Source organism: Cupriavidus sp. 05L310, from assembly GCF_056398185.1.
Genome location: NZ_JBFTOX010000024.1, coordinates 58,476 through 71,295, shown reverse-complemented (window position 1 = coordinate 71,295; position 12,820 = coordinate 58,476). Strand labels below are relative to the sequence as shown.

General features: G+C 59.5%; 11 protein-coding genes. 1 reads left to right on the top strand and 10 read right to left on the bottom strand.

Annotation, left to right across the window (positions count from 1 at the left end):
- Nucleotides 1-83: 83 nt before the first annotated feature.
- The 10 genes from AC1DS6_RS18630 to AC1DS6_RS18585 all read right to left on the bottom strand — a co-directional run bounded on the left by AC1DS6_RS18630 (nucleotide 84) and on the right by AC1DS6_RS18585 (nucleotide 11,513).
- A complete protein-coding gene (locus tag AC1DS6_RS18630) occupies nucleotides 84-1,052 on the bottom strand; it encodes a Bug family tripartite tricarboxylate transporter substrate binding protein (RefSeq protein ID WP_441632345.1) in 969 nt (322 codons plus the stop codon).
- A gap of 63 nt (nucleotides 1,053-1,115) precedes the next feature.
- The gene (locus tag AC1DS6_RS18625) at nucleotides 1,116-2,024 is read right to left on the bottom strand and encodes an HpcH/HpaI aldolase/citrate lyase family protein (RefSeq protein ID WP_477102898.1); all 909 of its coding nucleotides are present in this window, start codon (nucleotides 2,022-2,024) and stop codon (nucleotides 1,116-1,118) included.
- Nucleotides 2,021-3,205 carry a CaiB/BaiF CoA transferase family protein gene (locus AC1DS6_RS18620; RefSeq protein WP_477102897.1) on the bottom strand — a complete coding sequence of 395 codons (1,185 nt, stop codon included), beginning with the start codon at nucleotides 3,203-3,205 and terminating at the stop codon, nucleotides 2,021-2,023. Before AC1DS6_RS18620 ends, AC1DS6_RS18625 begins: the two co-directional genes overlap by 4 nt.
- A 100-nt stretch (nucleotides 3,206-3,305) precedes the next feature.
- Nucleotides 3,306-4,250 carry a LysR family transcriptional regulator gene (locus AC1DS6_RS18615; protein WP_441632339.1) on the bottom strand — a complete coding sequence of 315 codons (945 nt, stop codon included), beginning with the start codon at nucleotides 4,248-4,250 and terminating at the stop codon, nucleotides 3,306-3,308.
- A 293-nt stretch (nucleotides 4,251-4,543) separates the two neighbouring features.
- Nucleotides 4,544-6,082, bottom strand: coding sequence for a carboxylesterase/lipase family protein (locus AC1DS6_RS18610; protein ID WP_441632337.1), 1,539 nt, complete (start codon nucleotides 6,080-6,082; stop codon nucleotides 4,544-4,546).
- A gap of 22 nt (nucleotides 6,083-6,104) precedes the next feature.
- Nucleotides 6,105-7,073 (bottom strand): Bug family tripartite tricarboxylate transporter substrate binding protein, encoded by a 969-nt coding sequence (locus AC1DS6_RS18605; protein WP_441632336.1) that lies wholly within the window; start codon nucleotides 7,071-7,073, stop codon nucleotides 6,105-6,107.
- A gap of 65 nt (nucleotides 7,074-7,138) precedes the next feature.
- A complete protein-coding gene (locus AC1DS6_RS18600) occupies nucleotides 7,139-8,479 on the bottom strand; it encodes an NAD(P)H-dependent oxidoreductase (protein WP_441632334.1) in 1,341 nt (446 codons plus the stop codon).
- Between the two features lie 31 nt (nucleotides 8,480-8,510).
- Complete coding sequence (locus AC1DS6_RS18595) at nucleotides 8,511-10,205, bottom strand: IlvD/Edd family dehydratase (RefSeq protein ID WP_441632333.1); 1,695 nt, start codon at nucleotides 10,203-10,205, stop codon at nucleotides 8,511-8,513.
- Complete coding sequence (locus AC1DS6_RS18590) at nucleotides 10,198-11,133, bottom strand: NAD(P)-dependent oxidoreductase (protein WP_477102896.1); 936 nt, start codon at nucleotides 11,131-11,133, stop codon at nucleotides 10,198-10,200. The genes AC1DS6_RS18595 and AC1DS6_RS18590 overlap by 8 nt, the downstream gene beginning before the upstream one ends.
- Entirely contained in the window at nucleotides 11,130-11,513 is a 384-nt protein-coding gene (locus tag AC1DS6_RS18585; RefSeq protein WP_441632329.1) for a VOC family protein, read from the bottom strand. The genes AC1DS6_RS18590 and AC1DS6_RS18585 overlap by 4 nt, the downstream gene beginning before the upstream one ends.
- 136 nt (nucleotides 11,514-11,649) lie before the next feature.
- On the opposite strand from AC1DS6_RS18585, the gene AC1DS6_RS18580 reads away from it, so the two are divergent.
- Nucleotides 11,650-12,564, top strand: a complete 915-nt coding sequence (locus tag AC1DS6_RS18580) for a LysR family transcriptional regulator (protein ID WP_441632327.1) — start codon at nucleotides 11,650-11,652, stop codon at nucleotides 12,562-12,564.
- The last annotated feature ends 256 nt before the right edge of the window (nucleotides 12,565-12,820 follow it).

The window sequence follows — 12,820 nt, the reverse complement described above, 5'->3', positions numbered from 1 at the left end:
GAGAACCGCGGTTTTGTTGACCTTCCTTTCCCAAATGGAAAGGGTTATGCGGCCATACCTTCCTTAGCTTCGGTGACTTCCGCTCAGTCGACCGTGGCGCCAGATGCATTGACAATCTTGGCCCACTTGTCCATGTCCGTCTTCAGCATCGCGGAGAGTTGCTGCGGTGTGGCCCTCGGCAAGTCGGCGCCCTGAGCCTTCAGCTTTTCCTGGACCGATTTGTCGTCAAGAACCTTGTCCACCGCATTCGTCAACTTTGCAACGACGTCTTTGGGCGTGCCGTGTACCGCATAGAGAGCGACCCAAAGGTCTCCGTTATAGTTCGGGACAGTCTCGGCAATAGCGGGGATATCTGGTGCAGCGCTGGAACGCTTGGCTGAGCTGACGCCAAGAGCCTTCAACTTGCCCGCCTTGATATGGGAGATGACCGAAGGAAGGCTAGCATAGGCTAGCGGAATCTGATTGCCCAACAGGTCATTGAGCGCCGGGCCCACGCCCTTATACGGCACATGCTCGAGGGAAATGCCGGCCATGTTGTTCAGCATTTCGCCCAAGAGATGATTGAGGGAGCCATTGCCGGCGGAGCCGAACCGGTACTCGTTCGGTTTCTTCTTCGCCAACGCGATGAGTTCCTTCATGTTGTTTGCGGGAAACGCCGGGTTGGCCACCAGAACGTTCGGCACGCTGGCCACGAGCGCGACGGGCTCAAAGTCCTTCACTGGGTCGAACGGAATCTTCTTGTACAGCGCAGGGTTGATTGCCTGGGTACTACTGATGGTCAGCAGAACCGTGTAGCCGTCCGGATTGCTCCGGGCAGCGTACTGGCTTCCGATGTTTCCGCCGGCGCCAGGTTTGTTGTCAACGATGAACTGCTGACCTGTGGACTGGGAAAGTGCGGCGCCGATAATTCGGCCGACGATATCGTTCGTACCGCCGGGCGCCTGCGGTACCACAATGGTTACTGGCTTCGAAGGGTAGTTGTCCGTGGCGGCGTTCGCGAGCGATGCGCCGAAGAGAACGCAGGCAAGCGCCATGCGAACCGGTCGATTCATTTTTGTCTCCTGGGGTATTGCCGGCCCTCTAACGTGGCCGGCATTTCAGTAAATGGGCCCCGCCTATGCGATAGCGCGGTCGCGGACTTCTACCACCTTCTTTGCCATCCGGATGTTCGCGTAGTCCACCAGCTTGCCATCGAGCTGAACGGCACCGCGCCCTTCCAGTTCCGCCTCCGCAAGAGCGGCAACAATCCGCTGCGCGGCAACGTACTCCTCCTCCGAGGGGGTGAAAGCGCGATTGGTGAAAGCCAACTGCAAAGGATGGATGACCTGCTTGCCGTCATATCCCATGGCTGCTGCCTTCAACGCACTGGATTCACTAAGCGTTGCGTCGCGGAAGGCACCACAGGGCCCGTCAATGGCTCGCAACCCGAAGGCGCGTGCGGCAACCAGGATGCGCATCATCGGGTAGGCCCACATGTCGAGGGCAGTGTCCGCGTAGCCGGATTCCGCGCGGGAGGTCATCAGGTACTGCGGATGCGACAGACCGATTTCCACCCCTTTGGCCCCAATCGAGGCGCCAAAATCGCCTACCCCGAAATGCAGCGCCTCGAGGCTTCCTCCGGCGGCAGCGATTTGCTCGCAAAACACCAAGCCCTTGGCCGTCTCAATCATCGCCTCAATGGCGACACTCGTACCGTCCACCTGGTGCTGAATGGCGACGACTTCCTGGGCCGACTCCACCTTGGGCAGCAGCACGCCATTCAGCCTAGTTGCGAACCTCACCAGCGTGTCGATTTCATTCCGCTGGCGGGGCCCAGTGCCGTTCACCCGGACTACGACGACCTTGTCGCCCCAATCAAGTTCGTTGATAGCACGTACCGCAGCTCCGAGGGCCGCGGCCTTCATCGTCTCAGGCACGGCGTCTTCCAAGTCCAGAAATACGGCGTCAGCGTCGGAGCGCGCGGCAGACGTCACCAGCTTTTCCTGGTGGGCTGGCACGGCAAGATAAGTTCGTGTAATCCTCATTTGACACTCCCTGCGGCAGACGCCAAAGCCAGAGCCGCCCCATCCAATCCGAGTTCGGCAAGGACCTGGTTTGTGTGCTCGCCGACCGCTGGCACAGCACCGAGGACCGGCTCGATTCCGTCAATGATGAGAGGCGGCTTGAACACCTGAAGCCGTCCAACCGGGCTATCGACAGTTCGGATTCGGTCACGTTCGTGCAATTGCGGATGCTGCAGGAACTCCGCGACATCATTCAGGCGGGCATTCGCAATGGATGCCATCTCGAGCTTCACGGCGACCTCATCGCTCGACCACTTCGCAAACCGTTCCGTAATCACCGCCTCCAACTCGGCATGATTCGCCAGTCGATGCGGGTTCGTACTGAAGCGCGGGTCAACTGCGATAGAAGCGTCCTCCAGCACCCGAGTGCAGAACGCTTGCCATTCACGTTCGTTTTGGATGCCAAAGAACACTGCCTTGCCGTCTCCGGCCTTGAAGGGACCATATGGAGCGATAGTGGCATGCCGCGCACCAGCACGAGTAAGGGGCGTTCCGCTGTCGCGCGTGTAGTAGGCGGGATAGCTCATCCACTCGGTCATGCTGTCGAACAGTGAGACCTCAAACGCCGTACCCTGGCCTGTACGCTCACGACGGTACAGAGCCATCAGGATGCCATTCAGCGCGTACATGCCTGTGGCGATATCAACAATTGACAGACCGCACTTTGCCTGCGCGTCCGGGGTGCCATTGATGGAGAGGAAACCGGTCTCGCACTGAACCAACAGGTCGTACGCCTTCTTCGAGCGGTACGGGCCAGTCGAACCATATCCGGAGATATCACAAGCAATCAGGGACGGATGGCGGGCGACCAGGCTTTTGGCATCCAGGCCGAGTTTCTTGGCAGCCCCGGGGGCGAGGTTCTGCAGGAATACGTCCGCATTCTCAAGAAGCGCATCAAGCGCACGACGACCTTCCTCGGTCTTGAAGTCGAGCGCGACGCTTTCCTTTGTGCGATTCGTCCAGACAAACTGGCTGGACATGCCCTGCATGACCTTGTCATAGCCGCGAGCGAAGTCGCCTACTTCGGGACGCTCGACTTTGATAACACGAGCACCCCAATCCGCCAAGTGACGCGTTGCCATGGGAGCCGCGATTGCCTGCTCGAGCGATACTACTGTGATTCCATCCAACGGAAGAGTCATGGGGCACCAGCCATCTTGTTGCTTGAGTGGCTAGTGTCGAAAAAACTCGGAGAACCGTAAATAATTGGATTTCGATGGCGGCCGTTCCAGATTTTGATGGCTAGCCCGGCGTGGACTTCTCGGCTGACAGATGCTCAACGAATTGCTGCGCCGCTCGCGGAAGTGCTGCGTAATCGCGATAACCGATTCTCATTTCCAGCCCGGCCCAGTCATCCAGCAGGGGAACTATACAAAGCTCGCCCCTATTGTGCTTTGCAGCAACCGTGACGTCGGTCATGATGCCGATGCCGACCCCCGCCGACACCATGGTTCTCATGGCGTCAAAGCTTGTCACTTGGAGTCGAGTTCGAATTGTTCGCTGGAGTGCTTCAGCCGCCTGAAGGGATAGTCTGTGAATCATGCTGCCCTCATGGAAGGCAACATGAGCGAAGTCCAGGGTCTCCGCGAACTGCACGCTTGGCTTGTCGGCAAGGGCATGCCCCTTCGGAACGACAGCCACAAGGCGAGCCGAGCGATACGCTGCTGTCTCGAGTCCGGCATGAGGTGTCTCAGCCCAGAAGAGGCCGACATCGGCCAAGCCGTCCTTCAGCGACCGCACGATGTACGGACTGCTCCACTCCTCCAGACGTACCTCAACCTGGGGATAGCGATTGAGGAAAGCGGGAAGGTCCTGGTCCAAGAAGCCGACTATCGACGTACTATTCGCGTAAACCCGAACATCCCCTTTCGTACCCTCGCTGTATTGGCTCATGTCGGCACGCAGGCGCTGAAGCAAGTCGACGATGCCCTTCGCATACTCGACGAGCTCAAGGCCTGCCGCTGTCGGGCGAACGCCGCCGCTGTGCCGGTCGAGGAGCCGCGCTGACAGCGCGTCTTCGAGGTCGCTAATCCGCTTGCTGACAGCCGAAGCGGCCATGAAATGCCGCTCTGCGGCGCGCGCCAGACTTTGCTCCTCAACAACCGTGAGAAAGATGGTCAGGGTGATGGGGTCTATCCGCACAGTCTTGTAGCCAATGGGGAGATACGAATCGATAGAAGCAAGCATAACCGAATCGGAAACCTAGCCCGACCAACCTTACTGAAGAGCGAAGTCTTGTTCCGATTGACGCGGCATGCTGCACGCGTGTGCAGCCACCCCTCTTCTTTCTTGGGGGTAATGTCGTCGTAGGATGGTGAAAGGAAAGGCGTGTGGCGAAAATTGACCGTTCGTCAACACGCCTTTCCGAAAAAGAAATCCGGACGCGTAGAGTCCTGTCTCCGCCGTCCGCGCTGGTCTAGTGCTGGCGCACTCCAGTCTGCAAAAAAGTTTCTTTGAACCCGACGCAGGCTATCAGGTGACTATTGACCTCGGCCGCTAGCGTAATAGTCGCGCACAAGGTCCAACCTCCCACTCTTGAATCCGCTTTCGGCATGTACCGAGTCCGCGAAGTCCAAATACGCCTCATGTGGGAGCTTAAAGGGTGGCCATGCCACGTGCTCGGGACTTCCGGGTACCCCGGTCTTTGCAAAGCTCACCCATGCATCCGCCATTGCAACTGCGACCTTCGAGTCGGTGTTGGTGAATGGAGGCTTCTTTCCGCGATGCGACGCGGAGAGATTGTCGAAAGCGTACTGAAGCTCATCACCATGCACCGGCGCTGCCTTGCTGTCGTTCCTGTGCCGTGAGAACAAGTATCGGTAAGCGGGAAGTCCTGCTTTCGCATACGCGCGAAGGAGTTCGCGCGTGCCGAAGTTGAACTGCGTATCGCTGTACATATCGGCGGTGGCTTTGTAAATTTGACCTTCAGACTCCACGCCATACTCAGCCCTGGCTCGCGACTCAAATCCACGGAAATTCTGGTCCAAAAACGAAAAGTAGCGTTCGACGGTCGGCTGCAAGAAGCTCTTCGCTGCTTTGCCGCCCTCGTCCGCGTTACTACCAACCAAAATCGGGATGTTGGGCAACGCTCCAGAGCCGATTGCCTGATAGTCAGGCCGGGCAACGATATCCCCGTCCTGTACGAGGCTAATCATCGCAGGCGCTGTCATCCTGCCATCGGACTTCGGCCCCTTCTTCTGCAGCTCGACTAGGTCTTTGCCAGAGAGTTTGCGCAGCGATTTGAGGTCACCATATCTCGCACCGAATTCCTGTGCCTCTGCCTGCGTAGCCTGCGGCCGCATCACGCCAACGCTTTGCATGATGGCCTGCTGGAAGAGTCCTTTCGACTTCGGGGACAGCAGCAGTGTGCTGATGGAATGTGCACCAGCAGATTGACCAAAGACGGTCACCTTCGCCGGGTCCCCTCCAAACGCTGCAATGTTTCGCTGGACCCAACGAAGCGCAGCCATTTGGTCCATCAGACCGTAGTTTCCGGAAGTGTGCGTCGGCGACTCTGCGGCAAGGCCAGGATGCGCCAGGAATCCCAACAAGCCAAGACGGTAGTTGATGGTGACAACCACGACACCCCTACGGGCAAGTGCTTCGCCATCGTAGGTCGGATGCGAACCCGAGCCGTATCGAAAGCCACCACCATGAATCCAGACCATGACAGGGAGCTTATCACTAGCAACCTTTGCCGGAGTCCATATATTCAGACGGAGGCAATCCTCACTCATTCCATTGCCACGCAGTTCGGGATACTCCGCAGGCTGCGGGCAATCGGGACCGAAACGACTTCCATCCAACACCCCCTCCCACGGTTGGGCTGGTTGAGGGGGTTGCCACCGCAATTTACCTTCCGGCGCCGCCGCATATGGAATGCCGCGATAGTTCTTCACGCCTTCTCCGATGCCGGAGACCGCTCCTGCCTCGGTCTTCACGACCTCAGCCGCTGATGCCGCCGAAGTGAAGACTGCGAGTGCTCCCGCTGCCGCTGCTACCAGGTGCGCCGCCTTCATTGCTGCCTCCTCAGAATTTTTCTTATTCAGCCGTGATGTTTCCGTCCTTGATTACCTTCGCCCAGGTAGCGAGTTCCTGAGACACAAACTTGTCGAGCGTAGGAGGGTCCATGTAGGCAGCGAACCCACCCTGCTCTTCAATCTTCCGCCGATAGTCCGGGCTGTCGACAATCTTCTTAATCGACGCGGACAGCCTGTTCACGATGTCGGGCGGCGTTCCCGTCGGGGCAAAGACGGCAAACCAGGATTCGACTTGGTAGCTTGGCAATCCCGCTTCGGCAGAAGTCGGAACGTCTGGCATCGACGGATGGCGCTTCGGTCCGGTGTAGGCCAGAGCCTTGATTTTTCCTGCTTTCACCTGGCCAATCACCGACGGAGGTGTCGTCACGAAAATATCGACCTGGCCGCCAATGAGGTCGCTAACAACGGGACCTGCACCCTTATAGGGAACGTGCGTGACCGGCACTTGCGCTTGCTTGCCGAACACGACGCCGGCGATGTGCTGGATAGAACCGTTGCCCGACGATGCGTAGAACAGGCCTCGATTGTCTTTTTTGCCGAACGCAATCAGGTCCTTGAGGTTCTGAGCCGGAATCTTCCCGCTTACCGCTACCACATGGGGGGCGCGCATCACGAGCGCCACGGATACGAAATCTTTAGGCTTCCAGCGTGCCTGGGGAAATAGCGCCGGGTTTCCGACGTGATATCCCGAGTACTGCATGAGGAGCGTATAGCCATCCGGCTTGGCTCGAGCTACCGCTTCCGTGCCGATGTTGCCGCTTGCACCGGGACGGTTCTCGATGACGATGGGTTGTCCCAAATCCTTGGCAAGCTGCTCGCCAATAAGTCGCGCAACGATGTCTGTTGACCCGGCGGGCGCGCTCGGGACAATCATCGTGATGGGCTTGCTCGGATAGGCGTCGGCGGCGAATGCCGGCAATACCGTGGTGAGCAAGAGCGCCGTCACGGAGGCTTTCACGCTCCAGTTCATCTTCTGTCTCCCTTTTGGTTATTGCCGGGACGGGGGTGCCGTCCCGGTTCTTTTGTTGGTTTCCTTTACTTCTGGAACAGTGCTTCCATTTCCTTGCGGACGCGGTAGGCCGGCTGCTCAGCGTCGATGACTACGTCTTCCCACGTCAGGGACTGGTCTTTCTTGACGTCGCGACGCAGCTTCATGTGATGGGCCAGGCCAAGCGGCAGGCTGCCAAGGCGCAGCGACTCCTGAGCAGGGAACAACTTGCCGAACACCGTGTAGCCGCCCTCGCCGTCCAGCATCTCACCAGCCTTCAGGTCGCGCTTCGCAGTGGCAACCACGTCCGCATTGAAATGCTGGCCAACGCCGGTCGGCTCGCGACGCAGCCCGACGCTCGCCACGGAGATGCCAAGCTCCAGGCCGATGAGGTGCCATTTCTTGTACTGCACCATGCAGCGGCCATCGGGGTCGGTGAAGACCTGGTATTCCTTGAAACAGCGCTGGATGTAGTCCGTCGGTGCTTCGACGCAGACCCACACACCCTTGCGGATGTCATAGCCGACAGAGCTTCCGTCGGGATTCAGCGACGACACCACGTCCACCACGCCCTTGGCCGACAGCACGCCACCATCGGACTTGAGGCGCATGACGGTCGGAATCTTTTCGACAGACGCTGGTGCGAAGGTGATACCTTCGGCTTGCACCTGGAGGCCAGTGGCATTCGCGATGGCGGTGCTTTCGATGGCCGGCTTGGAGCCGTCAAGGAAGGCATTAAACATCTTCGGGTTCATCCCGCCGATTCGCGCCTGTTCGGCCGTCACGCCCCAGTGGTCCCAGACCGTATCAGGTGTGGATTCTCGGAACTGCGGCAGCCACTTGTGACCGCGACCAGCCGCGATGATGGGGAAGCCACAGGTACGCGCCCAGTCGACCAGTTCGCAAGCCAAGCCCGGCTGGTCGCCGTAGGCCAGTGAATACACCACGCCTGCCTCGCGGGCACGATGCGCGAGCAGCGGGCCGCAGAACGCATCGGCTTCGACCGTTACATTGATGACATGCTTGCCATGCTTGAAGGCCGCCAGACAGTGGTCGACAGCGGCAATCGGGTTGCCCGTGCATTCGATAATGATGTCAACGCCGGGATGTGCCACAAGCGCTTCCCAGTTATCGCCGACGTGCGTCGTGCCCTTGCTAACGGCGTCGTCGAGCGAGGCTGCGGTTGCGCGGCCGGATTCCCAACCCACACGTTCAAGGCTGGCATGCGCGTTTGCCGGATTTAGGTCAGCAATACCAACCATGTGAACGCCCGGCGTGCGGGGCACTTGCGCCAGGTACATCGAGCCGAATTTCCCTGCGCCAATGAGGCCAACGCGCACGGGTTTTCCCTGCTCGGCGCGAGCGAGCAACTGAGGATAAAAGTTCATGGTCAATCAAGTAAGGAGGTAACGAACGGTGTCAGCTGCGAGGCTGGGCGAGGAAGTCGAGGTCGCAGCCTTCAGGGGCTTGCGTCACTGTGCGCTGATAGAGTTCCTGATAGCCACCGCGCTTCTGGGGCAGCGGCTTGCGCTCCGTAAGACGGCGTTCGATTTCCTCAGGCTCGACCAGCAAATCGATGGTCTTCTGCGACACCGAGAGGCGAATCCGGTCGCCGTTACGCACTGCTTCCAGCGGTCCGCCCGCAGCGGCTTCTGGAGAGACGTGCAGCACGATGGTGCCGTAGGCAGTGCCGCTCATGCGAGCGTCCGAAATACGCACCATGTCCTTCACACCGGCCTTTGCAAGCTTCGAAGGAATAGGCAGATATCCAGCCTCAGGCATGCCAGCAGCTAGAGGGCCGGCGTTCTTCAGCACCAGAATGTCGTCCGAATTGACGTCCAGGTCTGGCGAATCGACACGGTTGGCCAGGTCTTCCAGGCTTTCGAAGACCACCGCGCGGCCTTCGGTCTCGAACAGCGAAGGCGTGGCGGCAGCGCGTTTGAAGATGGCACCGTCCGGTGCCAGGCTGCCGTGCAGGGCAATCAGTCCACCAACTTCGCTAACCGGCTTGTCGAACGCACGGATGACTTTGCGGTCCACCCAGCCAGCCGGTTCGTCCAGACGCTCGCGCAGCGTCCGGCCATCAATGGTCAGGCAGTCCAGGTTCAGTAACGGGCGCAGCTCGCGCAGCACCGCACCCATACCGCCTGCGGCATGAAAGTCCTCCATGTAGCCCTCTCCCACCGGCTTGAGGTCGACCAGCACCGGCGTCTCGTCCGAAATCTCGTTCAGCCGCTGCGGGCTAATGCGGATGCCGAGGCGGCCGGCAACGGCCGTGAGGTGGATGATGGCGTTGGTGGAGCCGCCCAGCGCCATCAGGACGCGGAAGGCGTTCTCGACCGACTGCTCGGTCATGATTTGCGAAGGCAGGATTGGCGAACGCGCCAGTCGCACTGCAGCCCTTCCGCTCTCTTCAGCGGCGACCAAACGTTGCGAGTCAACTGCAGGAATCGCCGCGGTACCTGGCAGCGACATGCCGAGTGCTTCCGCAATGCACGCCATCGTACTGGCGGTACCCATGACGGCACAGGTTCCGGCTGTGGTGGCCAGACGCGTTTCGACCATCTGGATTTCTTGCTGGTCAATCTCTCCGGCGCGGAACTTGCCCCAGAATCGACGGCAATCCGTGCATGCGCCCAGCCGCTCACCCTTGTGGCGACCCGTGGACATCGGGCCAGTCACCAGTTGAATGGCCGGGCGATTGGCAGAAGCGGCGCCCATCAGCTGAGCCGGGACAGTCTTGTCGCAGCCGCCAATCAGCACGACGGCGTCCATCGGCTGGGCCCGCACCATTTCCTCGACGTCCATCGACATCAGATTGCGGTACACCATGCTGGTCGGGTTAAGGAACACCTCACCCAGCGACACCGTGGGGAACATGCGCGGCAAGCCGCCTGCAGCCAACACCCCGCGCGATACCGCTTCCACGAGTTGCGGCATGTAGCGGTGACAGTTGTTGAAATCACTCGGCGATGCCGCGATACCGATAACCGGCTTCGACAGCAGTTCCCCCGAGATGCCCATCGAATGCGCCATCGAGCGGCGCAGATAACGCGCGAAATCCCGGTCGCCGTAGTTTGTCAGGCCATTGTCAAGGCCAAGCGGTTCAGCCATTTTCTTTCTCCGTCTGGGGTGCTGCGGCGCTGAACTGCACGGCAAGCATGTCTTCAAAGAAGCGCGTCATCGCGCCCTTGTCGCTGGTGCCGTGGCCGGCCAACAGACTCATCTGATAGGTAGCGGTGGCTGCAGCGAGCACCGGCATGGGGATGCAGTGGCGCGCGCCAAGCTCGGCGGCACTAACCAGGTCCTTGTAAGCCGCCTTGAGCGGATAGCCGTCACTGAAGTGGCGTGCGAGGATGCGCGGCAGGAAGAACTCCGACGCGTAGCTGCGCCCCGTGCCGCTGTTGATGACCGACGCAATCTTTTCCGGGTCAAGTCCCATGCGTCGCGCCATGGGAAGAATCTCTGCAAGAGCTGCGCAGTTGATGTCGAAAAGCAGCTGATTCACGAGCTTCGTCAGCTGTCCGCTGCCGGCGTCACCCATATAGAGGATGTTGTTGCCCATCCGTTCGAACCATGGCCTCACTGTTTCGAACGTCTCTTCGGCGCCTCCGCACATGACAGTCAGCGTGCCGGCTTCCGCGCGCGATTGCATACCCGACACCGGCGCATCCAGGAAGGCGATTCCGGCAGCCGAAAGACGAGTATGGATGTCCATCGTGGCACCGTGCTCCATGGTGCTGGTATCGACGACGATAGAACCGGGGCGCAGCAGTGATGCCAGGCCGCCGTCGCCGAACAGCACGTCGAGTACTGCTGCAGTGCCCGGCAAACTCAGGAACACAATCCTGGCGTCGGCCAGGCCGGCCAAGGTGTCGGCCGTCGTAGCGCCTGCTGCCTGCAGTTCGGGATATGGGTCCTGTACTTTTGACGTGACACGCAGGTCCGTATCGGCGTGAATCAAGTTCAGCGCCATCGGCTTGCCCATCTGGCCAAGACCCACGAAGCCAATGATGGTGCGGCCGGATTTTTCCTGGGTCATGCGTCGGCCCTCTCGGAGATTTCAATCAGGTTCAGGTCGGGGTCGCGCAGGTAAATCGAACGCAGGCGGTAGTTCGCGCCGGTACGGGCGACCGGCCCTTCGATAATGCGGGCGCCCCGCGCATTCAGTTTCGCGATGACGTCATCCAGTGGAATCGACGCAATGAAGCACAAGTCCAGCGCGCCAGGGACCGGCAGGTGGGCCTTCGGTTCGAACTCCCTGCCCTTCTCATGGAGATTGATTTTCTGCTCGCCGAACTTGAATGCCTTTCGGCCTTCGCCAAATGTCTCAAGCGTCATCCCGAGGAGCCCGACGTAAAAGTCGACGCAGGCCTCCTCGTTGCTGGTGGTCAGGACAAGATGGTCCAAGTGATGAATCACAGATTGTCTCCTTCTTGCATTTTTGCGAATGACCTGACTGTATGCGGGCTGAAAGTGCGGGAGGAATTCCTAATTTCGCATGCGTCCTTCGCATTTTGCGAAGACATGGGTCGCAGTGACCTGCTAAGATTTGTCCATGTCACAAGACCTCATCAACCCCGCTCGTGTGGATTTCGTCACATTGCGTCTGTTTTGCGCGGTAGCGCAGACAGGCAGCATTACGAAGGGGGCGGAGCGATGCAATCTAGCGCTGTCGGCCGCAAGCCGGCGCATCTCGGACTTTGAAGCGGCCTCGAAGGCAATACTGTTGGAGAGGACAGTTCACGGGACTCGGCTGACTCCTGCTGGACACGTGGCGCTGCAACACGCGATGCGACTGTTCCAGGGGTTCGAGCTCTTCAGCAATGAGCTGAGCGAATACTCGAACGGCTCACGCGGCCATGTTAGGCTTTGGGCGAACATGTCCGCCCTGGTCGAGTTTCTTCCCTCTGCTCTGGAGCGCTTCCTGCACCTTTACCCTGACACACGAGTGGAGGTCGAGGAGCAGCTTAGTGGCGACATCGTGCGCGCGTTGGTGGAAGGGATGGCCGACGTGGGGATATTTGTCGAAGGTGCGCCGACCCACGGGCTAAACGTACTCCCCTATCGGACTGACCGATTGGTTGTCCTTTGCTCCAAGACCCATCCCCTAGGCAAAGTGGACGAAATCGACTTTCGAAGCTGTCTTTCTTATGACTTCGTGGGTCTGAATCGCGGAAGCTCACTGCTCAACACCATCTCGACCGCGGCGCATGACATCGGCTTCCCTTTGCGGCTGCGCGTTCAAGTTCGAAGCTTTGACGCCATGTCCGAAATGATAGCTTCGAATCTGGGGATTGGCGTACTCCCCCTCGGAGCATGCTTTCGAAAGCTCGAACCCCTGGGCTTGAAAGCTATACGGCTCGTGGACAGCTGGGCAGAGCGAAGGCTGCTCATTGCCACGAGCGCCTCCCGCGCTTTGTCAGGCTCAGCTGCACTTCTCGTCGAGCATCTAAGTAAGACGACCGATTGAACTGCTAACGGTCGGTAAAGCCACTCTGCTTCACGACGGCCGCTCAACACCAGCGCGCCGCTGCGTGCTTGACCCATTGCGTCATCCCGCCACCTCCGGCTGGCGCGAATTAACAAATGACTGAATTCCGTATGTCTCGCCGGCAGTTTATCGCGCTGCCGGTGGCCGCCGAACGCCTGGCTCTGCCTTCGATTCCCGTATTCGTGCAGAGTGATGAGCGCCAAGTTTCCCATCACCTTCGGCCACGAGCCAAGCT